This window comes from Streptomyces marianii (genome assembly GCF_005795905.1).
Classification (GTDB): domain Bacteria; phylum Actinomycetota; class Actinomycetes; order Streptomycetales; family Streptomycetaceae; genus Streptomyces; species Streptomyces marianii.
Genome location: NZ_VAWE01000001.1, coordinates 523,360 through 545,439 on the forward strand (window position 1 = coordinate 523,360; position 22,080 = coordinate 545,439).

At 70.8% G+C, this 22,080-nt stretch carries 19 protein-coding genes and 1 pseudogene; 11 read left to right on the forward strand and 9 right to left on the reverse strand.

Going from position 1 to position 22,080, the window contains the following annotated elements:
- Nucleotides 1-30: 30 nt before the first annotated feature.
- From FEF34_RS02365 to FEF34_RS02375, 3 genes are all read right to left on the reverse strand, one after another.
- On the reverse strand, nt 31-924 hold the full coding sequence (locus FEF34_RS02365; RefSeq protein WP_138051635.1) for an aldo/keto reductase: 894 nt from the start codon (nt 922-924) through the stop codon (nt 31-33).
- Nucleotides 921-1,478, reverse strand: coding sequence for a TetR/AcrR family transcriptional regulator (locus tag FEF34_RS02370; protein WP_234042228.1), 558 nt, complete (start codon nt 1,476-1,478; stop codon nt 921-923). The genes FEF34_RS02365 and FEF34_RS02370 overlap by 4 nt, the downstream gene beginning before the upstream one ends.
- Nucleotides 1,479-2,625: 1,147 nt before the next feature.
- Nucleotides 2,626-3,246, reverse strand: coding sequence for an L-threonylcarbamoyladenylate synthase (locus FEF34_RS02375; protein WP_138051637.1), 621 nt, complete (start codon nt 3,244-3,246; stop codon nt 2,626-2,628).
- 263 nt (nt 3,247-3,509) lie between these two features.
- On the opposite strand from FEF34_RS02375, the gene pgm reads away from it, so the two are divergent.
- On the forward strand, nt 3,510-5,150 hold the full coding sequence (gene pgm, locus FEF34_RS02380; RefSeq protein WP_138051638.1) for a phosphoglucomutase (alpha-D-glucose-1,6-bisphosphate-dependent): 1,641 nt from the start codon (nt 3,510-3,512) through the stop codon (nt 5,148-5,150).
- A 36-nt stretch (nt 5,151-5,186) separates the two neighbouring features.
- Here the strand turns inward: pgm and FEF34_RS02385 are convergent, their stop codons facing one another.
- The 3 genes from FEF34_RS02385 to FEF34_RS02395 all read right to left on the reverse strand — a co-directional run bounded on the left by FEF34_RS02385 (nt 5,187) and on the right by FEF34_RS02395 (nt 8,810).
- Nucleotides 5,187-5,549, reverse strand: coding sequence for a UBP-type zinc finger domain-containing protein (locus tag FEF34_RS02385; RefSeq protein ID WP_138051639.1), 363 nt, complete (start codon nt 5,547-5,549; stop codon nt 5,187-5,189).
- A gap of 154 nt (nt 5,550-5,703) precedes the next feature.
- The gene (locus tag FEF34_RS43880) at nt 5,704-7,155 is read right to left on the reverse strand and encodes an ATP-binding protein (protein WP_138051640.1); all 1,452 of its coding nucleotides are present in this window, start codon (nt 7,153-7,155) and stop codon (nt 5,704-5,706) included.
- A complete protein-coding gene (locus tag FEF34_RS02395; protein WP_138051641.1) occupies nt 7,152-8,810 on the reverse strand; it encodes an FAD-dependent oxidoreductase in 1,659 nt (552 codons plus the stop codon). The genes FEF34_RS43880 and FEF34_RS02395 overlap by 4 nt, the downstream gene beginning before the upstream one ends.
- Before the next feature lie 573 nt (nt 8,811-9,383).
- On the opposite strand from FEF34_RS02395, the gene FEF34_RS02405 reads away from it, so the two are divergent.
- From FEF34_RS02405 to FEF34_RS02415, 3 genes are all read left to right on the forward strand, one after another.
- Nucleotides 9,384-10,616 carry a cytochrome P450 family protein gene (locus FEF34_RS02405; RefSeq protein WP_138051644.1) on the forward strand — a complete coding sequence of 411 codons (1,233 nt, stop codon included), beginning with the start codon at nt 9,384-9,386 and terminating at the stop codon, nt 10,614-10,616.
- 153 nt (nt 10,617-10,769) lie between these two features.
- Nucleotides 10,770-11,546, forward strand: coding sequence for a VOC family protein (locus tag FEF34_RS02410; protein WP_138051646.1), 777 nt, complete (start codon nt 10,770-10,772; stop codon nt 11,544-11,546).
- A gap of 577 nt (nt 11,547-12,123) precedes the next feature.
- On the forward strand, nt 12,124-12,426 hold the full coding sequence (locus FEF34_RS02415; RefSeq protein ID WP_138051647.1) for an antibiotic biosynthesis monooxygenase family protein: 303 nt from the start codon (nt 12,124-12,126) through the stop codon (nt 12,424-12,426).
- A gap of 96 nt (nt 12,427-12,522) precedes the next feature.
- On the opposite strand, the gene FEF34_RS02420 is transcribed toward FEF34_RS02415, so the two are convergent.
- Together FEF34_RS02420 and FEF34_RS42450 are read right to left on the reverse strand one after the other, a co-directional pair.
- Entirely contained in the window at nt 12,523-12,855 is a 333-nt protein-coding gene (locus tag FEF34_RS02420) for an antibiotic biosynthesis monooxygenase family protein (protein ID WP_138051648.1), read from the reverse strand.
- Nucleotides 12,856-13,117: 262 nt separating this feature from the next.
- Nucleotides 13,118-13,288, reverse strand: a pseudogene (locus FEF34_RS42450) (IS982 family transposase); the annotation flags it as partial.
- A 300-nt stretch (nt 13,289-13,588) separates the two neighbouring features.
- On the opposite strand from FEF34_RS42450, the gene FEF34_RS02430 reads away from it, so the two are divergent.
- The 7 genes from FEF34_RS02430 to FEF34_RS02460 all read left to right on the forward strand — a co-directional run bounded on the left by FEF34_RS02430 (nt 13,589) and on the right by FEF34_RS02460 (nt 20,226).
- Nucleotides 13,589-15,205 (forward strand): MFS transporter, encoded by a 1,617-nt coding sequence (locus FEF34_RS02430; RefSeq protein WP_171052787.1) that lies wholly within the window; start codon nt 13,589-13,591, stop codon nt 15,203-15,205.
- A 50-nt stretch (nt 15,206-15,255) separates the two neighbouring features.
- Nucleotides 15,256-16,068, forward strand: coding sequence for a hypothetical protein (locus FEF34_RS02435; RefSeq protein WP_138051649.1), 813 nt, complete (start codon nt 15,256-15,258; stop codon nt 16,066-16,068).
- A 212-nt stretch (nt 16,069-16,280) separates the two neighbouring features.
- Entirely contained in the window at nt 16,281-17,093 is an 813-nt protein-coding gene (locus FEF34_RS02440) for an HAD-IIA family hydrolase (RefSeq protein ID WP_138051650.1), read from the forward strand.
- Between the two features lie 107 nt (nt 17,094-17,200).
- On the forward strand, nt 17,201-18,241 hold the full coding sequence (locus FEF34_RS02445) for an NAD-dependent epimerase/dehydratase family protein (RefSeq protein ID WP_138051651.1): 1,041 nt from the start codon (nt 17,201-17,203) through the stop codon (nt 18,239-18,241).
- A gap of 47 nt (nt 18,242-18,288) precedes the next feature.
- Nucleotides 18,289-18,672: a hypothetical protein gene (locus FEF34_RS02450; protein ID WP_138051652.1), complete on the forward strand. Its 384-nt coding sequence runs from the start codon at nt 18,289-18,291 to the stop codon at nt 18,670-18,672.
- A 168-nt stretch (nt 18,673-18,840) separates the two neighbouring features.
- The gene (locus FEF34_RS02455; protein ID WP_138051653.1) at nt 18,841-19,212 is read left to right on the forward strand and encodes a DUF779 domain-containing protein; all 372 of its coding nucleotides are present in this window, start codon (nt 18,841-18,843) and stop codon (nt 19,210-19,212) included.
- Between the two features lie 222 nt (nt 19,213-19,434).
- A complete protein-coding gene (locus tag FEF34_RS02460) occupies nt 19,435-20,226 on the forward strand; it encodes a VOC family protein (protein WP_138051654.1) in 792 nt (263 codons plus the stop codon).
- A gap of 138 nt (nt 20,227-20,364) precedes the next feature.
- On the opposite strand, the gene FEF34_RS02465 is transcribed toward FEF34_RS02460, so the two are convergent.
- A complete protein-coding gene (locus FEF34_RS02465) occupies nt 20,365-22,026 on the reverse strand; it encodes a serine hydrolase (RefSeq protein ID WP_138051655.1) in 1,662 nt (553 codons plus the stop codon).
- Nucleotides 22,027-22,080 lie beyond the last annotated feature (54 nt).

Here is a 22,080-nt window from a genome sequence, read left to right on the forward strand (position 1 = left end):
TGGTCGCGGCCCGGGCCGCGTTTGTTCCGGTCAGCCGATGGGGACTTCGTTGGAGCGGGACTCGATGGCACCGAGGGTGGCGAGGGTCGCGGCGTCGAAGGTGATCTCGCTGACCGCCATGTTGGCCTCCAGGTGGACGGCGTTGGCGGTGCCGGGGATGAGCAGCACGTTGGGAGCGTGGTGCAGCAGCCATGCGAGGCCGACTTGGGCAGGCGTGACGCCCAGGGACTCGGCCACGGCGAGCACCGCCGGCTCGTCGGTGACCTGGGGCAGGCCGGGGATGGCTCCGCCGAGCGGGAAGAACGGCACCCAGGCGATGCCCTCCGTCTCACACAGCCGCAGCACCTCCTCGTCACCGCGGGAGACGAGTCCATACGCGTTCTGCACGCAGACGATGCCCGCCGGCAGGGCACGGCGCAGGACGTCGAGGGTGATGCCGCTCAGACCGATCGCACCGATCTTGCCCTCGTCGCGCAGGGCGGTCATCACCGCGAGCTGGTCGTCGAGGTCGACGACCTGGTCGCCCTCGGGACGCAGCCCGGGGCCGGAGTCGAGGCGCCGCAGGTTGACGACAGCGAGCCGGTCGAGACCGAGACCGCGCAGGTTGTCCTCGACGCTGGCGCGCAGTTGCTCGGGCCGCTGCGCCAGACGCAACGGCAGATCCCCGCCCGGGTTGGGGTCGGCGCCGACCTTCGTGACGACCAGGACGCCGTCCTCGGGGTGCAGCACCTCGCGGAGCACGTCGTTGGCGAAACCGAAGCCGTAGAACTGGGCGGTGTCCACGTGGTCGACGCCCAGCTCGATCGCGCGGCGCAGCAACGCGACGGCCTCGCCGCGGCGGTCGTGCAGGCGCTCGAGCTGCAACGCGCCGTAGCCGATGCGGAAGACGGTGCGGGCGGCTAACGAAGCGGTCGCGGTAATCATGACGCTGTCTCCTCGGTCGGTGTTCGCAAGGCGGTGTACAGCAGTTCGGCCTGGTAGAGCGCCATGACCCGGTGGGCGATCGGGGTGGCGCGCTCCCGGGCTCGGGGCGGCTCGTGGTGCTCGACCTTGACGAGCCAGGCCGTGACGCAGTCGCGCAGCATCGCGCGCATCCGGTCGGTCATGTCGACGACGATGCCGTGGATGGCCGGGTCGGTGGTCGCCTCACCCCAGGTCTGCACGCCGACCCGGGCCTCGGCGGGGTCGATGGCGGCGATCAGGCGGGAGAGCAGTTCGTCGGGGCCGGGTGGGGCGTCGGCCGCGGCGTACTCACCGAGGACGTCGGCGCGCTTGGCGAGTACGTCGCGGGCGGCGGCCCGCACCAGGTCGGCCTTGTTGCGGTAGTGCGCATAGATCGAGCCGGCCGAGAGGCCGCACTCGGCGGTGATGTCGGCGATCGAGGTCCGCTCCAGCCCGTTGCGGCTGAAACAACGGACAGCGGCCTCGGCGATCTGAGTACGCCGGAGTTCCTTGCGCGCGTCGGTGAGCCGAGGCACCGCACCTCCCACAAAAAGAATCATGGTTCTTCTTGTGGAGGACGTTAGCAGAATCGCTGTTCTGTATGGGGTGGGTGCATCTCGTATGAGCAGACCCGGTCGTGACGGCCTAGTGCCGCGTCAGGCAAGGTTTGCCCGTCAAGGAGCGGCGTCCGGTGCGGTAAATCGCAAGGCGCCGGATCGACCTCGTAGTGGGCCTACTCGGTTGATCCGGCAACGCCGCGAGTCGCCGTGCCGGGCGCCGCGACGGGACGAACGTCGCCTGATGCGGCACTGGAAGCCGCTCGTGCGCGGCATCCCGCCCATCTGGCCCCGGCGCCGAAGGCTCGCGAAGCTGCACGCCGACAAGGAACGGCGGCGTCGATGCAGAGGCTGTTGAACACCACGAGCACCACGGCCACGACACTGACACTGGCGTTGCTCGTCCTGCCGGGCCGGTGGGTGCAACGTCGGTGGTGGGGGTACTACTCGGAGCCACAATGGCCATGGGGCGCGCGCTGCGCGTAGGAGGCTCGGCCGCCTTGTACCACTGGAGTATCAGGCTGGTGCTGGTCGCCCAAAAGCGTACTCCTCTGCGCTTGGTCCGTCTGCTCCACGAAGCGGAGAGCCATGTTCTGGTCTACCGCGTAGGAAGCGGCTTCTCCTTCCCGCACCGACTCCTGCAGGACCGTCTCGCCCAGCCTGGAGCCGATCTGCTGCTGTTGGAGACGATTGGCGCCCGTGAAGGCCGTGAGCCCGGCATGGCCCGCGCTAGATCAGTCAAGGGCCGCTGAGCGTCTTCAGCGCCGGCGAAGCGCGGCGTCCAACCCGTGACCACCCGACACCGGATCGCCCACGGCCCGGACGAGGCGAGTTCGGCGAGGCGCCCGGCCTGTTCGCTCTTCGGCCCGAGGGCGGTGAGCACCGTCGGCTCGGCGGCCGTCCGCTTCTCCCCGGCCAGCAGCTTGGCAGGGGGTCGCCCCAGCGGTCGCCGTCCCCAGCGAACACGTCCCGCCGGCGCAAGAAGCGATGCAGGTGCTCCAGGTGTGGCGAACCCACCGCAGCAGGCCTCTTACTCAGCGCTGACCAGGCAGAACAGGCACGTCACCGAACCGGAATCAAGATCGCTCCACTACCGCCGGTTCCCGCTCCGACACTCCCCGAGGGCCTACTCGAACCGTGCGGTGTCACCGGCGCCCCGGCGCACGATCTCCGGTTCGCCACCGGAGAAGTCGATGACGGTGGTCGGCTCGGTGCCGCAGTCGCCCGAGTCGAGCACGGCGTCCACGACGTGGTCGAGCCGTTCCTTGATCTCCCAGCCCTGCGTCATCGGCTCGTCCTCGCCCGGCAGGAGGAGGGTGCTGGACAGCAGGGGCTCGCCGAGCTCCTCGACGAGCGCCTGCGCGACGACGTGCTCGGGGATGCGGACGCCCACCGTCTTCTTCTTCGGGTGCAGCAGTTGGCGCGGCACCTCCTTGGTCGCCGGCAGGATGAACGTGTAGCTGCCGGGGGTGGCCGCCTTGACCGCCCGGAAGACGTCCTTGTCGACGTGCACGAACTGGCCGAGCTGGGCGAAGTCCCGGCACACGAGGGTGAAGTGGTGGCGGTCGTCGAGGTCGCGGATCGAGCGGATCCGGTTGATGCCCTCCCGGCTGCCGAGGCGGCAGCCCAGGGCGAAACAGGAGTCCGTCGGGTACACGACGAGGCCGTCGGACCGGATGGTGTCGGCCACGGTGTTGATGGTGCGGCGCTGGGGGTTCTCGGGATGGACGTCGAAGTACTTCGCCATCCGGCGAGTGTAGGTGATCAGGGCCGATCCTCCCCGGTCGGGCGGAGAAGTTCGGGAGCGCGGGCGGCCGGCCGCGGGTGGGACGGGGCAGGATTCCGGAGAATCGCCGGTGCGGGGCGCGTGCGCGGGAGCACGCTGGGCATGCCCGACTGCGGGTGCCCCCCCGGCACGTACGTGCGGAGGGGCAACCGGACGAGCGGCGACTGACGAGCGATCATGGCGAGTGCACTGATCGCGCCCACCGATGCGGAGGAGTGGAACGGATGCCGAACGAGCGCGCAGGACAGCCGGCGCGGCCTGAGGACCTCATCGATGTGCCTCGGCTGGTGACGGCGTACTACGCCCTGCACCCCGATCCGGCGGACCCCGCGCAGCGGGTCGCCTTCGGCACCTCGGGGCACCGCGGGTCCTCGCTCGCCACGGCCTTCAACGAGGACCACATCGCCGCGACCAGCCAGGCGATCTGCGAGTACCGGAGCCGGCAGGGCATCGACGGGCCGCTGTTCCTCGGTGCCGACACCCATGCACTGTCCGAACCCGCGAAGGTCACGGCGGTCGAGGTGTTCGCGGCCAACGGCGTCACCGTGCTGGTCGACGAGGCCGACGGCTACACCCCCACCCCGGCCGTCTCGCACGCCATCCTCGTCCGCAACCGCGGCCGCGCCTCCGGCCTGGCCGACGGCGTGGTGGTCACGCCGTCGCACAATCCCCCGTCGGACGGGGGCTTCAAGTACAACCCGCCGAACGGCGGCCCCGCCGGTTCCGAGGCGACCGGCTGGATCCAGGACCGCGCCAACGAGATCATCACCGGCGGGCTGAAGGACGTACGGCGCGTCCCCTGGGCCCGGGCGCTGGCAGCCGCGACGACCGGACGGTACGACTTCCTGGGTTCCTACGTGTCCGACCTGCCGTCCGTGCTCGACCTCGACGCGGTGCGCGCCGCGGGTGTGCGCATCGGGGCCGATCCGCTCGGCGGGGCTTCCGTGGCGTACTGGGGCCGCATCGCCGAGGAGCACCGCCTCGATCTGACCGTCGTCAACCCGCTCACGGACCCTGCGTGGCGCTTCATGACGCTGGACTGGGACGGCAGGATCCGCATGGACTGCTCCTCCCCGTACGCGATGGCGTCGTTGATCGAGCAGCGCGACCGGTTCCAGGTCGCCACGGGCAACGACGCCGACTCCGACCGGCACGGCATCGTCACCCCGGACAGCGGGCTCATGAACCCCAACCACTATCTGTCCACGGCGATCTCGTACCTCTACGGCCACCGCGCCCAGTGGCCGGCCGGAGCGGCGGTCGGCAAGACGCTGGTGTCGTCGAGCATGATCGACCGGGTGGCGGCCGACCTCGGCCGGGAGCTGCGCGAAGTACCGGTCGGTTTCAAGTGGTTCGTGGACGGGCTGCTCGACGGCTCACTCGGCTTCGGCGGTGAGGAGTCCGCCGGCGCCTCGTTCCTGCGGCGGGACGGCTCGGTGTGGACGACCGACAAGGACGGCATCGTGCTCGCCCTGCTCGCGTCCGAGATCCTGGCCGTGACGGGGGCGTCGCCCAGCCGCCACTACGCCTCGCTCACCGAGCGGTTCGGCGAACCGGCGTACGCCCGGGTCGACGCTCCCGCGACCCGTGAGGAGAAGGCCGTGCTGAGCCGGCTCTCCCCCGAGCAGGTGACCGCGGACACCCTGGCCGGGGAGCCGATCACCGCGGTGCTGACCCGTGCGCCGGGCAACGGCGCACCGATCGGCGGCATCAAGGTGACCACCGCCAACGCCTGGTTCGCGGCGCGGCCTTCGGGCACGGAGGACGTCTACAAGGTGTACGCCGAGTCGTTCCTCGGACCGGACCATCTGACGAGGGTGCAGGACGAGGCCCGGTCCGTGGTGGCCGCGGCTCTGCGCGGCTGAGCCGGGGCGGGCCTCCCCGCCGACCGGCGGGGAGGATCAGTGGAGGTGCCGCTCCCAGTCGGCGGGCACGGCGCCGGCGGGGCCGGGAACCGGTTGCGCGAGCGGGTGGGCGGTGGGCTCGGCGAGCGGCGGACCGCCCTCGTAGTACTGCTCGGTCCGGACGTTCCAGAACCAGTCCTCGCCCGGCTCGAAGCTCGTCAGGTACGGGTGTCCCGCGTCGACGGCGTGGCGCGTGCCGTGCTGCGAAGGGGACGAGTCGCAGCACCCGATGTGCCCGCACTCGGCGCACCGGCGCAGATGCATCCACCAGCCCGGACCGTCCCCGGCGAGGCACTCGGCACAGCCGGTGCCGCTGGGTCGTGCGGTCGGGTCGATCCCCGGAATCCGGTCGTCCGCCATGGCGCCGCTCCTCGGTCGTTCCACGGTGTCGCCGGCGCGGTCCGGCGGGCGCGGCCGGCGCTCGTTCCCCCCAGGCTCGCGCCGGGTGGGGGTGATCGCCAGTCGCGGGAACCAACCGGCGCCCCGATCCCTCCGAGGCGACCGGGCCGGGCTGTCAGAGCGGCGGTTCGTCGCCGGAGGGCCGGACGAGGGGCAGGCAGACCCGGAACCGGGTGTCGCCCGGGTGCGAGGCGACGCGGATGTCACCGCCGTGCTTGTTGACCACGATCCGGTACGAGATGTCGAGTCCGAGGCCCGTGCCCTCGCCGACCGGTTTCGTCGAGAAGAACGGTTCGAAGATGCGGGGGCGGATCCCGGGATCGATGCCCGTGCCCGTGTCCCGTACCTCGACGTACGCCTTGCCGTCCTCGTGCCAGGTGGCGAGGGTGAGGGTGCCGTCGCCGTCCATCGCGGAGAGGGCGTTGTCGATGAGGTTCGTCCACACCTGGTTGAGCTCCGCGCCATACCCGGGGACGAGCGGCATGTCCCCGGCGTACTCCTTCTCCACCCGCACCCCTGCGGGGATCTTCGCCTTGAGCATCACCAGGGTGGCGTCGAGGAGCTCATGGAGGTCGACGGGCTGCTGGGCGGCGCGGTCGAGTTGGGAGTACTGCCGGGCCGCTTCCACCAGTCCGGAGATGCGGCGGACCGCGTCCTCGATCTCGCCCATCAGCATCTCGGTGTCGACCGTGTAGTTCAGCCAGGCCACCGCCGACCGGCGGTTCCCGTCGGACAGTTCCGCGGTGGCGTCGGCGAGCCAGTCGGCGTCGATGCCGCCGGAGACCAGGGTGGGGGCGATGTCCCAGGCGTTCTCCAGCCCTGCCTCCTCCAGCCAGTCGCCCAGTTCGTCCTCGGCGTCGGCCGCCTCGATCGCCGTGAGCTGGCGGGCGTCCCGGGCACGCCGCACCGCGGCGTCCTGCATCTCCACCAGCTCGTGGAGGCGCTTGCCGTCGACGCGGCCGTCGGCGATCAGCGCCAGCTTGTGCCGCATGCGGGTCACCCGGTCACGCAGGGTGTCGGTGGCGCGGACCGCCGCTGCTGCGGGGTTGTTGAGCTCGTGGGTCAGGCCGGCGGTCAGCGAGCCGAGGGCGAGCAGCCGCTCGCGCTCCCCGACGATGATGTCGCTGGCCCGGAGCCCGAGGAACAGTCCTTCGAGCAGATGCAGGGCCATGGGGAACCAGGTCCCGACGGCGGCGGCGAACTCGGACGCGGGCAGGACGAACAGCTCCACGTCGGTCACCGCACGCATCGTGTTCGGGTACACCTGGTCCACGCGGTCGCCGAGGTAGGCCTGAGTGGCCCCGCCGTAGGCGCCGCGCTGCTCGCTGCGGGTGAGTTCGATCTCGTCGCCGTGGAGCTGACGGCTGATCGCGACGGTGCCGGAGAGCAGCACGAAGAAGCAGGTCGCGCTCTCCCCCTGGGCGTACACGGGTGTTCCCGCCTCGCGCACCTCCACGCGTCCGCGCTCGGAGAGCCAGGCCAGCTGGTCGTCGTCGAGCGCCTCGAAGAGGAACAGGGTGCGCAGTTCGTCCGGGGTGAGCGCCTCCCGTGGGACCGGGGCGGTCATTGGGCCTCCAGATAGCGGTGCACGAGCGTGACGGCCATCGCCCCTTCGCCGACCGCCGACGCCACGCGCTTGACCGACTCGGCGCGGACGTCCCCCGCCGCGAACACCCCGGGCACGCTGGTCTCGAGGTGGTACGGCGCCCGCGCCAGCGGCCAGCGGGGCGACCGTCCGCCCGCCTCGGGGAGGTCGGGGCCGGTCAGGACGAATCCCCGGTCGTCACGGGCGACCAGTCCGTCCAGCCACTGCGTCTGCGGTTCGGCCCCGATGAACACGAACAGCCAGGTGGCGTCGACCTCCCTGAGGGCCCCGGTGCGGTTGTCCCGCAGGGTCAGCCGCTCCAGGTGGCCCTTTCCGTCCCCGGCGGCCACCTCGGTGCACGGATGGATGTCGATGTTGGGCACGGCCTCGATCTGCTGGATCAGGTAGGCGGACATGGAGTGGGTCAGGTCCGGGCCGCGCAGCAGCACATGGACCCTCGCGGCGAAGCGCGAGAAGTACACCGCCGCCTGCCCTGCGGAGTTGGCGCCGCCGACGATGTACACGTCGTCGCCGCGGCAGCTGGCCGCCTCGAAGGCCGCCGAGCCGTAGAAGACGCCGGCGCCGCAGTAGCCGTCGAGCTGTGCGCCCGCGAGGCGCCGGTAGGTGACCCCCGTGGCGAGGACGACGGTGTGCGCGCCGACCGAGGTGCCGTCCGCGAACCTCAGGACGCGTCCGGACCCCGCGGCCTCCAGCGCCACCACCTCGGTGGCGCTGAGTATCTCTGCGCCGAACCGGGACGCCTGCCGTCGCGCCCGGTCGGTGAGCTGCGCGCCGGTGACCCCGTCGGGGAAGCCCAGGTAGTTCTCGATCCGGCTGCTCTGCCCCGCCTGGCCGCCGGTGGCACTGCGCTCGACGAGCACGGTGCGCAGCCCCTCGGAGGCGGCGTACACGGCGGCGCCCAGCCCGGCCGGGCCGGCGCCGATGACGACGACGTCGTAGAAGTCGGCCGCGGGGCTGGTGCGCAGGCCGACGTGGGCGGCGAGTTCCGCCTCCGTGGGTGCGTGCAGGACCCTGCCCTCGGCGGTGACGACGAGGGGGACGTCCGCCGGTGTGAGCCCGGCCGCCTCGAGCAGCTGAGCGCCCTCGGGCTCGTCGGCGGCTATCCACCGGTACGGCACGAGGTTGCGCGCGAGGAACTCCCGTACGGCGAAGGAGGGGGCGGACCAGCGATGACCCACCAGCCTCGTCTCGGGCGTCTCCGGGTCGGATGTCGCGTCCCAGATGTCGACCAGGGTGTCGAGCACGGGGTAGAGGTTCTCCTCCGGCGGGCTCCAGGGCTTCAGCAGATAGTGGTCGAGATCGACGACGTTGATCGCGTCGATCGCCGCGCCCGTGTCCGCGTACGCGGTGAGCAGCACCCGCCGCGCCCGGGGGAACAGGTCCATGGCGGCCTCCAGGAACTGGACGCCGTTCATGGTGGGCATGCGGTAGTCGGCGATCATCACGGCGACCGCCTCGCCCCGCAGCCTGACCTCGCGCAGGGCTTCGAGGCCCTCGTCGCCCGAGGTGGCGCGCAGCACGCGGAAGCGGCCGCCGTAATGGCGCCGCAGATCACGGGCGATGGCCCGGGAGACTCCTGGATCGTCGTCGACGGTCAGGATCGTCGCCTTAGCCATCTCCTCATGATGCGCCCGCGGTCCTGCGGGCGCCTGCCGGAACAGCGTCCCCTGGGCGTCCCCCCGGTGCGGGCGGATGCCGGGCGTGGGCTCTCCGCGGGCGCTCGGAGAGACGTACGGGCCGGGACAGGCGCCGGCGGGGCTCTGCGCCGGGGCGATCCGGCCGCCGGGGCGAGGCGTACGCGTTTACTGCCGCAGAGCCGGACGGACTGGGCTGCATGGTGATCGAGCTCGGGAGCGGGGGCGCCTTGCGTGCTGCCGGCCCGGTCCCGCCACGCCTCCGTCCGCTCCCTGGAGCGAGACGCACGCCCCGGCGTCGACGCGGTCACCCGGCACGTGGCCGAACGCGACCCCGCCGCGCGCCGCCGGCTGTGACACCCGCCGTTTGCGGCTGGTGACGGAGTTCCTACCGGCACCCCCACCCAGCCGAGGTTCCCTTCGGCCGACCGGGTTGGCTGAGGTGCGGCTGGGGGTTTCCCATCGCATGATCGAGAAGCTGCCCGTCGACAAGGCGGCCCGGCAGCGCATCCTCGGCGGCAACGCCGAGGCCCTCTTCGACCTCAGGAGCCGTCCGTGACCACGACGCACGACCCCGTCGCCGCAGCCGAGCGGTGCACCCCTGCGTACCGAAGGAACCCGCACCCGGTCTACTCGGCCCTTCGTGAAGCGGCGCCCGTCTGCCCGATGACACCGCCGCACGGCGTCAAGACGTACCTGATCACCCGGTACGAGGACGCCCGCGCGGCCCTGTCGGACCCCCGGCTGAGCAAGGACATGTACGGGGCCATGGACGCGTACCGGAGGATCTTCGGTGACTCGTCGGTGGCACTGGACGACAACATGCTCAACTCCGACGCGCCCAAGCACACCCGGCTGCGCAAACTCGTCAACTCCGAGTTCACCCCGCGCCGGGTCGAGGCCCTGCGGCCGAAGATCCAGGACATCGTGGACCGGCTACTCGACGCGTGCCCGACTGGGACACCGTTCGACCTGCTTCCGGCCTTCGCCTTCCCGCTGCCCATGACCGTGATCTGCGAGCTGCTCGGCGTGCCGCCGAAGGAGCGGTCGCTGATGCAGGAACTGTCCACGACGGTGGCCCAGACAGGCCTCAGCGAGGAGTCCAAGCGGGCCCAGCAACAGGCGGATGAGGATTTCCACGCCTACTTCACCGAGCTCATCGCACGCAAGCGCAGCAAGCCGGGTGACGACCTGCTCAGCGCGCTCGCCGCGACCAAGGACGGCGGGCTCACCGAGAACGAACTCGTCTCCACCGCGTTCGTCCTGATGTTCGCCGGCCACAAGACGACCGCGTACCTCATCGGCAACGCCGTGTACCACCTCCTCGCCAACCCCGCGCAACTCCGCACCGTGCAGAAGGACCCGGAGCTGATCGGCCCGGCGGTGGAGGAACTGATCCGCTATGACAGCTCGGTCGAGAGCTCGACCTTCCGGTACTCGACCGAGGACATGGAAATCGGCGGCACCCGCATCCCCAAGGGCGCCCTGGTCCAGATCTCGCTCCTCTCCGCCAACCGCGACCCGCTGAAGTTCGAGAACCCCGACGAGTTCGACGTGCACCGCCAGGGCACCGCCGCCCACATCGGCTTCGGCCACGGCAGCCACTACTGCATCGGAGCGCCGCTGGCCCGGCTGGAGACGCAACTCGCGCTCAGCAGCCTGTTCAGGCGGTTCCCGAAGATCACACTCGCCGACCCGCAGGCCGAACCGGCGTGGATGGAGGTCCCGTTCCCGGCCTTCCGCGGCCTCACGAACCTACCGGTCGTCCTCCAACCCGCCGCCTCCTGAACGCCGGCGGTCTGAACGAACAACGTCCGGCCCTGGTGCCACCCGGTACGGGTCGTCTTCCCAACACTTGGCGCCGTGTCGGCGCTGAGAGGGCGCGACACAGGTCGGGGGAGCGTCCGAGCCTCACATTCCGCACGAAAGAGAGTCACCGTCATGGCAGACGCACCCGAAGGCACACCGATCTGGGCCGACGCGATGTTCTCCGACCTGGAAGGGGCCAAGGCCTTCTACGGCGAGGTCCTGGGCTGGACGTTCGGCGAGCCGTCGTCGCAGTACGGCAACTACACGCAGGCGTACGCGGACGGCAAGGCCGTCGCCGCGGTGGCACCGCCCATGCCCGGGCAGGAGGGGCACTCCCAGTGGCGCCTCTACCTGGCGTCCCCGGACGCCGCCGCCACCGCCGGGAAGATCCGGCAGAACGGCGGCACCGTACTCATGGAGCCGATGCAGGTCGGCGACCTCGGGACGATGTGCCTCGCGCAGGACCCGAGCGGTGTCGCCTTCGGCGTCTGGCAACCGGGCACGCACAAGGGCTTCGAGGCGACGAACGTCCCCGGCTCGTTTTACTGGGCGGAGGTCTTCACCCGCGAGCCCGGGAAGTCCGACGCGTTCTTCCCCGCGGTCTTCGGCTACAGCGTGAAGGCAGTAGCCGAAGAGAGTGACGACCTCATCGCCTTCGAGCTGCGCGGACAGCCCGTTCTCGGACGCATGAACATGACCGACAAGGGAGGCTTTCAGCCCGGCACACCTCCGTACATCCAGGCTTGCTGGTCCGTCGCGGACTGCGACGTCGCGGTGAAGGCGGCCCAGAAGCTCGGGGGCAGAGTGGTGTTCGGGCCGAGGACCATGCCGTTCGGACGACTCGCGGCCGTCATGGACCCGCACGGCGCGCCGTTTGCCGTCATCGACACCACCACGACTGGCCGGTAGCCGGCCCTCTGCTGACCGGTGGAAGTCGCCGCCGAGCCCAGCGCCCTTCCAGCGGGATGACGCCGCGGTCAAGCGTGGCTGATGGTGACATGACGAAGCCCGTGCCGCGGGTGTGGTGAGTGCGATCACCACACCCGCGGCAGTGGTGAGAGTCGGCGCCGACGGATGGACTGACGATCTCGGTCGGACGCGGGGGAAGCCGGACACCCGTGCGTCGAGTGGGTGGAATCCAGCCGCCGTCCCAAGAGCAGGGGGGTCTTTGCGCGAAGTGATCTTGTCCGGTCCGGACTGATCCGCATCATGCAATGCCCCCTGGCCTCAAGAGGAGCAGAGGGTGAAAAGAGTCCTGCGGACAGGGTGGGCGGCTTTCAAATAGCCGCACCCAAACAAGAGACTAATTCATCCATTCGGCTCAGCATGGTTGCGCTGCTTGGGTGGCGGCGTGACAGTTGAGGCACCAGGCGCTGAGCGCCGCCCATAGCGGGCATGTGCGGCCATTGCGTTCCACCCCTCACACCTCGTCCACCAATAGCGAGGAAGCGAGTGGTGGATCCTGACCGCACAGAGAGGAGATGTCATGAGCAGCTCTTCCCGAATACGTGTCGTCCTTCGCGTCCAGCTTCACGAGGGCATGGGAGCGAAGTATGCGTCCGCTTACAACCTGGTCCGCGACGACATAGCAAAGGCTGATGGATACATCAGCAGCCAGCTGTGTCAGTCGGTATCCGAGCCAGACACGTGGATCCTCACCAGCGAATGGGCGTCGCCGGACGACTATCAGGCATTCGTGGAGGACGAGGGCTTTACGGCCCGTCGCGCTTCAATGCGCGCATGTGTTCGCGACGGGAAATCTTCGCAGTACGCGGTCGTATCTGAGTGAAGCCCGCAGCGAACAAGCGGCCGTCTCCCAGAGCGTTCGGGAGGCGGCCGCTCCCGTCACAACCACCGTGGCCGCCGACTCAAGGCGCGATATCACTTAGCCCCTGGCGTGGGATGATGCTACTTCGTACAGCCGAGGATGAAACTCGAGAACGTTCGCAGCGGCTTCTTCCAGGAGAGTCTGGATCTCCGGATCAGCCATCATGGCATGGAAGTCCTCCTCGGTCTCCCATTGGGAGTAGTTGACGACAGACTTGCCGTCCAGGCTGGCGTGAAAGTTCGCGCAAATGAAACCCGGCAAGTGCTTGATTGAGCCTTCCGTGGCCTCCGCCAGCAGGGCAAGCACCTCTTTCTGGTGCTCGGGCGAGACTTTGAGAACGTTGACGAGTGTGACTACTGGGCGACTGGAATCGATGTGAGCGATGGCCATGGATCATCGATTCCCCGAATGGCAAGCACTCTCGGCACCATCCAGAGAAATATCCCACGAACGAGTGACTTCACCTACCTCTAGAGCCGTCTGACTCGCCCCTCACTCGTTCGAGCTGACCTCACGCTCCGATCAGCCACCTGCGTCTTCCGCAACAAGCGCGTCCGGCGGCCGGGGGTCCGTGCCGAGGCGAACCATCCAGCCAAGTGGCCGACATCGCTTCGCCGGAGGAGCTCGAATCGCAGTGGTGAGTCCGATGTGTTCAGTGGTCGTAGGCGATCAGGGATCGTTTGATCTCGGTGTTGGTGGTCCAGTTGTGCCGGATGCCGACGGCGAGGGCGAGGAGTGGTTGTCCGGTGCGGGCGAAGACTCCGGCGGGGGTTCTGCCGCCGTGTTGTTCCAGGCTGAGCTGGCCTTTGAGGGTATCGATCAACCGCAGGTCGTCGTGCCGGGTGGACACCTGCCGGGCCAGCGCCTCGATGACATGGCTGATCAGCGGCCCGTCGGCGACCAGCCGCTTGTCCTCACGCTTCGCCAAGTCGTCCACGGCGCCGCATAGGGGCATGGTCCGCCACCTCCTGCGGAAGGTCCATGGCAGGCCGGACCTCGGTGTCGTCTCCCGTTGGCCGATGCCCCCCGGACGGGGCGCGGAATCCGCCCCTGGTCCGGGCCCCGACACCAATGGCCCAGCATTTCTATACGAGACGGTGCCGTATAGAAATACGCTGCGATCATGTCCACACCGCCGGGCGCACCCCCCGCCCCACCCCGGGTTCCGGAAGCCGTTCACCGACGCCGCTGGCTCATTCTGGCCGTATCGATGTTCACCGTTTTCGTCGTGGTGCTGGGCCACTCGGTCCTCAACGTGGCGGTCAAGACCATCGCCTCCCCGGCGCCCGTGGGTATCGGCGCCACACAGGGGGAGCTGGAATGGGCCATCAACTCCTACACCCTCGTCTTCGCCGCCCTGCTGTTCACGGCCGGTCTGATCGGCGACCGCGCGGGCCGCAGGAGGACCCTGCTGTTCGGCATGGCCGTGTTCGGCATCGGCTCGGCGCTGGCCGCGTTCTCCGGCTCGTCCGGCGAGCTCATCGCCTACCGCGCGGTGATGGGCCTCGGCGCCGCGTTCGTGATGCCGGCGACCCTCGCCGTCCTCATGAACGTCTTCGAACGGGACGAGCAGCCCAAGGCTCTGGGGATCTGGGCGGGCGGGGTGGGCATCGCCATCGCCCTCGGTCCGCTCACGGGCGGGCTGCTGCTGGAACACTTCTGGTGGGGTTCGATCTTCCTGGTGAACGTGCCGGTGGTGGTCGTCGGCTTCGTCGCGATGGCCCTGCTCGTCCCCGACTCCCGGGACCCCGAACCCGGCCGGATCGACCCCGTCGGCGTGCTGCTGTCCATCGTCGGGCTCGTCCTGCTCGTCTACGGGATCATCCACGGCGGTGAACTCGCCTCGCTCTCCGACCGGTCCGTGCTGCTGCCCCTGGTCGGCGGGCTCACCGTGCTGGCGGTGTTCGTGGTGTACGAGCACCGCATCGACCACCCGGCACTGGACTTCTCGTACTTCAGGAATCCCGCGTTCTCCGCCGCGATCACCGCGACCGCTCTCGCCTTCCTCTCGATGATGGGCGTCGCGTTCTTCTCGGTGTTCTACCTCCAGAGCGTGCTCGGCCACAGCCCGCTGCAGGCCGGTCTGCTGGTGCTGCCGCTCGCGGTGGCCCAGTCGCTGTCCGCACCGCGCGCCCGGCTGGCCGTCGCCCGGTTCGGGGCCAAGGCGACCTGCACGGCCGGAATGATGATGATCTCGACCGGGCTCGCCTGCTTCGCCTTCTTCGACACCTCGACCCCGCTGTGGGCGCTGGAGCTCGCCTTCTTCGTGCAGGGCGCCGGCATGGGGCTTGTCATGTCACCCGTCACGGTCACGGTCATGCAGGCGCTGCCGAGGGAGAAGGCGGGCGTGGCCTCCGCGATCAACAACACCTTCCGGCAGGTCGGCGGGGCGCTGGGCGTGGCCGTTCTCGGCTCCCTGCTGTCGGCCGCGTACCGGGGCGGGATCGAGAGCACCCTGGAGCGCGCCCCCGGCGTCCCGGACGAGGCGAAGCACGCGGCGGGCGAGTCGCTGGAGGCGACACTGGCCGTCGCCGAACGGCTCGGCCCCGCCGGACAGCTCCTGATCGCGCCCGCGCACCAGGCGTTCCTCGTCGCCATGCACCTGGCGGCGCTGTGCGCGGCGACGGTGACGCTCATCGGCGCGGTCGTCGTGGCCATGTATCTCCCCGGCCGGCGGAAGCCCGCGGACGCACCGGCCCTGCCGGACGAGCGCCCGGCGGCGGGGGTGGCCCGGGGATGACCGGCAGAGAACCTGCGGTGGACGACACGTCGAGATCAACGGAGACCACAGTGACCACTTCCACATGGGCGGATTTGCCGACCACGGTGCGCCTCCGCCTGGAGGACGACCTCAAGCCGATCGGGCCGCCCTCGCTCGTCGCTGACGACTTCACACCGGGCCTGCGGGTCCGGTTCCCGACCGACGACGGCACCGTGTTCGTCAAGGCGATCCGCTCGGACTCGGGGCCCGCGGCTTCCTACCGGACGGAGGCTGCCGTCAGTAAAGTGCTCCCCGCTGGGATCAGCCCCCAGCTACTGATCTCGCTCGAGTGTGACGGTTGGGTGGCCCTTGCCTTCCACTTCCACGCAGGACGCCACGCAGATCTGACCCCTGGCTCTCCCGACCTGCAACCAGTCGTCGACGCCGTTGGCAGGCTCCACGTACCGCTGACACCGAACCCGCTCCCCGGCGCCCCGCACATCACGACCAACCCCGTTCTCCAGGAAGCCGACCACAGGCGTTTCCCCGGCGATACGCTGCTCCACTGCGACCTGGGTGCCAAGAACCTCGTGATCGCCGAGGACGGCCAGATCAGGATCATCCGCTGGGCCCGCCCTCACCGAGGACCGGCGTGGATCGACACCGCATTCCTGATACCGCAACTCATTCTCGCCGGACACACCGCCCAGGAAGCCGAGAAATGGGTGGACCAGGTCCCGGCCTACCAACAAGCCGACAAAGCAGCGATCAACCTCTTCGCGGCCGCCCTGACCGGGTACTGGCTCAGCCGCGCGCCACAGCCCCCCTCGAACCGCGCTCACTCCCGTGACCGGATCATCGACGCCGCCCGCGCATGGGTCAGACACCGGTCGTTTGTCTGACCCAGGGCCGTCCATCGGCACCGCCCACGCGGAAGGGCCGCAGCTTCGCCCTGTCGGGTGCCTCCCGAACCTGCCGGCCGTACTCCGACCCGCAGCCTCCAGAACGCCGGCGGCCTGAACGCCGCCGGGCGAACCCGTACCCCCGAGCCGGGCTCGCGCCGCGGCTCCGTGCCACGGTGCCCCGGGGCGCGCCGGTGGGTACGGTCGGACCCATGCAACGGGTCGGCGCGGTACTGATCGACATCGACGGTGTGCTCACCGTCTCCTGGAAGCCCCTGCCGGGGGCGGTGGAGGCGATGAAGCGCCTGCGGGAGCGACGCGTCCCGCTGGCGCTGGTCACCAACACCACGTCGCGCACCCGCGAATCCGTCGCCAGCGCACTGGCCGGCGCCGGCTTCCCGGTGACCGCGGACGACATCGTCACCGCGCCCGCCGCGACCGCCGCGTATCTCGCCGCGCGGTTCCCCGGGGCGCGGTGCCTGCTGCTCAACAGCGGTGACATCGCCGGGGACCTCGAAGGGGTCACCGTCGTGGGCTTGGAGGACGAGGCCCCGGCGGACGTGGTCGTCGTCGGGGGCGCGGGTCCCGAGTTCGGCTACGCGGCGCTGAACCGCGCGTTCGCCCATCTCCAGCGCGGCGCACGCCTGGTCGCCATGCACCGCAATCTGTACTGGCGGACCGACGCGGGACTCCAGCTCGACTCGGGCGCGTTCCTGGCGGGCCTGGAACAGGCGGCCGGCACGGAGGCCGAGGTGCTCGGCAAGCCGTCGGGGGCGTTCTTCGCCGCGGCCCTGGCTCGTACCGGCGCCGATCCCGCCGGGACGCTCATGGTGGGCGACGACATCGAGTCCGACGTCCTCGCGGCACAGCGCCAGGGGCTCACCGGGGTCCTGGTCAGGACGGGCAAGTACCGCCCCGAGACCCACCGGGACGCGTCGGGGACGCCGGACCACGTCCTGGACTCCTTCGCCGATGTGCCGGGGCTGCTGGAGCGGCTGGAGCGGCTGGAGGGGCGGGACGGCTGAGCATCCCGGGGCGCCGTTCAGGAACGGCGCCGGGACGGGCGTGCCGCCGACTCCGCTCTCCGCGAACCCGCCTCCCGCACCGGAGGACGAGGTGTTTGGGTCTCCGCATGGAGATCCTGGTTCTGGGTGGAACGGCCTGGGTGGGCCGCGAGTTGTCGGCACGGGCGATCGAGCGCGGCCATCGGGTGACCTGCCTCGCCCGGGGCGAGAGCGGGGCCGTCGCCGACGGAGCCCGGCTGGTGGCCGCCGACCGGCGTGACCCCTCGGCGTACGAACCGCTGCTCGACCGCGAGTGGGACGCGGTGTTCGAGGTGTCGTGGCAGCCGGGCTTCGTCCGCGGCGCCCTGGACGCCCTGGCCCTCCGGGCCCGGCACTGGACGTACGTGTCCTCGGTCAGTGCCTACAGCTCGCACTCCGCCGCCGACGCGGACGAGTCCGCGGCACTGCTGCCTCCGACGGATCGCGACGAGGTGGACCGCGCGATGTACGGCGAGGCGAAAGCCGCCTGCGAGCAGGCCTCGCGGGCCGCCGTGGGCGACCGCCTCCTCATCGCGCGCGCCGGTCTGATCGGCGGCCCCGGTGATCACAGCGGGCGCTCCGGCTACTGGGTGGCCCGGGCAGCCCGCGCACCACGAGAGCCGCTGCTCGTTCCCGACGCGCTGGGCATGCCCACCCAGGCGGTCGACGTGCGGGACCTCACGGACTGGCTGCTCGACGCCGCGGAGAAGGGGACGACCGGCACCTACGATGCCGTCGGCCCGGTCGTTCCGTTCGGCGAGTGGATCGAGCTGTCCCGCGCCGTCGGCGGGCACACCGGGGGGTTGGTGCCCGCCGACGCGGCATGGCTGCTCGCCAACGACGTGGCCGGGTTCATGGGACACGAGTCCCTCCCGATGTGGCTGGACGAGCCGGGCTGGGAGGGCTTCTCGGCGCGGAGCGGCGCTGCGGCCCGGGCCGCGGGTCTGCGTCACCGGCCTCGGCAGGAGTTGCTGGCGGACCTGCTGGCCTGGGAGCGGGAGAAGGGCCTCGACCGGGAGCGCCGCGCCGGTCTCAGCGCCGCGCGGGAACGGGAGCTGATCGACGCCCTGCGCGCGGCCCGGGCGTCGGATGACGCGCGGGACACGAGCGGAACGCACGACACCGCGTGATCACGCAGGGCGCGCGGGTCACCGGGCCCTGCACGGAATGCGGGGCCGTGACGGTGTACGAGGTGGGTCAGTGGATCGACCGCGGGAGGGTGTGGTGGGGCAGCGAGGGCTGGTGCGAGCACTGCACCCACGCGTGGTGCGAGCGCGACCGCGGTCCGGTGACTCCCGATCGGGTCAGAACGGCGTTGCTGAGGGCGCACGGACCGGTGAGGCTCGGGCTGGCGGACGCCCGGAGCGGTCTGGTGCCGGTACTCAGGGCACTGCGCATGACGGGGGACCTGACCGTCGCGGAGGCACGCGCCCGAGCCGACGAACCGTCCGGTCCCGGCCTCTTCGGCACTCGGGTGGAGATGGAGTTCCTGGCACTCGCCCTTCGCGACCGCGGTGTGGCCGTGGTCGTCGAGTGCTCCGGCGGACTCGGGGCGACGTGACGGCCCGCCGTGCCGGCCCCGGCGCAACCCCGTCGCAACGTCGCCGGGGGTTGACTCGGCCACCACGCCGCGCCGGAGTGCCGCGGCGGGGAAGGGGCGGAACGTGTATCTGCGTCATACGGAGCGCCCGGTGCGCGGGTGGGCACCTCGGCCCCCGGATCCCGCGTCATGAGCGCCGGAGCGGATGCGCTCGCGCCCGTGGAGCTCACGCCCGCCGCGGCCGGCCTCGTACGCCGGCTGACCGCGGCCCACGGGCCCTTGATGTTCCACCAGTCGGGAGGCTGCTGCGACGGCAGCGCCCCCATGTGCTACCCGGCGGGCGAGTTCCGCACCGGCGGCTCGGACGTGCTGCTGGCCGAGCTCGTGGTCGAGGGCGTCGACGCACCGGTGCCCTTCTGGATGTCGGTGAGCCAGTACGAGGCGTGGCGCCACACACGTCTGATCGTCGACGTCGTCGAGGGGCGAGGCAGCGGGTTCTCGCTGGAGGCCCCCGAGGGTGTGCGGTTCCTGATCCGCTCCCGGATGCTCGGCACACCCTGACCCCCCTGGCCTGATCCTCGACTCCCCGGTGCGGCGGCGAGAGGGCGGGCCACGTGCCGGGAAGGGGGCTCCCCCGGACCGGGCGGCATCGGGGCTCGTGCGGTGGTGCCGCGCCGCGCCACCGCGCGGGACGGCGCGGCGGTGGCTAGCGTGACTCGCGGGGAGGAGCCCCCGACCCGCGACACTCCGCACAGCAAGTCCGCACAGAAGAGAGTCACCGTCATGGCAGACGCACCCGAAGGCACACCGATCTGGGCCGACGCGATGTTCTCCGACCTGGAGGGGGCCAAGGCCTTCTACGGCGAGGTCCTGGGCTGGACGTTCGGCGAGTCGTCGTCGGAGTACGGCAACTACACGCAGGCGTACGCGGACGGCAAGGCCGTCGCCGCGGTGGTACCGCCCATGCCCGGGCAGGAGGGGCACTCCCAGTGGTGCCTCTACCTGGCGTCCCCGGACGCCGCCGCCACCGCCGGGAAGATCCGGCAGAACGGCGGCACCGTACTCATGGAGCCGATGCAGGTCGGCGACTTCGGGACGATGTGCCTCGCGCAGGACCCGAGCGGTGTCGCCTTCGGCGTCTGGCAACCGGGCACGCACAAGGGCTTCGAGGCGACGAACGTCCCCGGCTCCTTCTGCTGGGCGGAGGTCTTCACCCGCGAGCCCGGGAAGTCCGACGCGTTCTTCCCCGCGGTCTTCGGCTACGGCGTGAAGGCCGTGGCGGACCCCGGGATGGACTTCAAGGTGTTCGACCTGGGCAGGGATCCCGTCCTCGGACGGATGAGCATGACGGACGAGGAGTTCCCGCCCGAGGTGCCCTCCTACGTCCAGGTCTACTGGACCGTCGCGGACTGCGACGCCGCGGTGGAGAAGGTCCAGGAGCTGGGCGGCAGGCTGGTGTTCGGGCCGATGTCGATGCCCTTCGGCCGGTTCGCGGCCGTGATCGACCCCCAGGGCGCGCCGTTCGCCGTCATCGACACCACCACGACCGCGGGCGAGATGCCGACGTTCACCTGACGCGCGGAGGGACGCCCGGCACCGCACCCCGACCGGTGCCGGTTGTCCGCGTGCGCCGGGATCCGGCCGGCTGTGCGCCGGCGCGGTCCGGTCCGGCGCGGGTGCCGTCGACGACGCCCGGCCGGCCGAGGGGCCTGTTCAGCGGCGTGTGAAGGTGCCCAGGCCTGTCTCGTCGAGGTACTCGACGCGCAGGGTCCGCGCCGCCGTGCTCCCTTCTCCGAAGGAGAAGGTGACGCCCGTCCGCCCCACGGCGTTCTCGCCGGCCGTCTCGAAGCTGAACGTGTCGCCGTCGTAGTGGCGCAGCGGGAAACGCTTCGGCTCCGGGCCGAGTTCGAGCACGAGACCGTCCGGACCGGTGGTGACGGTGGCATCGCCGTAGTAGGCGTTGCCGTACGTTCCGGTGTAGACGCCGTCGGGCCGGGCGGCCTTGGCGGCGGCGGGCGGATCGGCGTAGTCCGTGGGCGACACACCGGCGTCGTCCATCTCGGTGTAGAGCGCGGCGAACAGGGCGAGCCAGTCGCGCGTGGGCTTGCCGTACTGGGCGGTGTCGAAGAAGTCCTGGGCGACGGCGTCGGCCAGCCCGACGGGCTTGCCGTTGGTGAGCACGACGATCCCGAGCTGCTCACCGGGCAGCATGGTCACATTGGTGTTGGCGCCGAGCTCGAAGGCACCGGAGTGACTGAGCCGCAACCGGGCCTGGTTGTCGTAGTTCACGTTCCAGCCCAGCCCGTAGAAGCCGGTGCGGCCCGCGGGGGCCGTCGGCGGCTGGGAGACGATCTCGGGCAGATGTGTGTGCCGCAGGCTCGCCGCGTCGATCAGCTGCCTGCCGTCGAGCCTGCCTCCGGCGAGTTGGAGCCGCAGCCACCGCATCATGTCGGCCGCGGTGGAGCTGACCCCTCCGGCGGGTGCCTGGGCGTCCGCGTCGCGGACGTACTTGGCCTGCCAGGTGCCGTCGGGCCCGGGTACGTGGGTCACCGCCTTGTTCGCGGCCTTCTCGTAATCGGCGAAGGTGGTGCTGGTCGAGTCCATGCCGGCGGGCCGGAAGAGGGTGTCCTCGGCGAGCTTCTGCCAGCTGACGCCCTCCGCGCGGGCGACGGCCTCCGCACCGGCGGTGAAGCCGAAGTTCGTGTAGGCGTACGAGGCGCGGAAGGGGGCGAGCGGCTCGTCGCGGAGACGGCCCAGGATGTACGCCTGGTCGTAGCCCAGGTCCTCCAGCAGGTCTCCGGCGTGGTCGGGCAGGCCGCTGCGGTGGGACATGAGGTCGGTGACGGTGACATGCCCGGACACCCAGGGGTCCTTGAGGGCGAAGCCGGGCAGGTGGCGGGTGACCGGTTCGTCCCAGGCGGCTCCCCGGCCGTCCGCGTCCTTGTCGGCGACGGCCCCGGCGACGACGGTCGAGCCGATCGGCTTCGAGAGCGAGGCCAGCTGGAAGACGGTGTCGGGGTCCACGGCGGGGGGCTCATCGACGTGCCGCTTGCCGAAGCCCTTCAGATACAGCACGCGATCCTGGTGCACGACGCCCACCGCGACGCCGGGGACGCCGGTCTGCTTCATCATGTCCTGCACGACGCCGTCGAGCCGGGCCACGGCGCGGTCCACGTCGGCCCGGGTGAGCAGCGGCGGAGGCTGGTCCGTCGGCGGTTTCGGTACGGCTTGCGACGGCGGTGGTGTGGGGCTGGGCGAAGGGTCCTGACCGACGGCACCCGAGGTGAGGACCGTCGCCGCGAGGAGCAGTGCGGCCAGGCCCGATGCGGCGAGCCTGCGGCCGCGGCGCGGCCGCAGGCCCTTCGCGGCGTGCATGAACCCATTGAACGCCCGAAACGGGACCCTGTCGTCCGGAGACCGGCCGCCGCG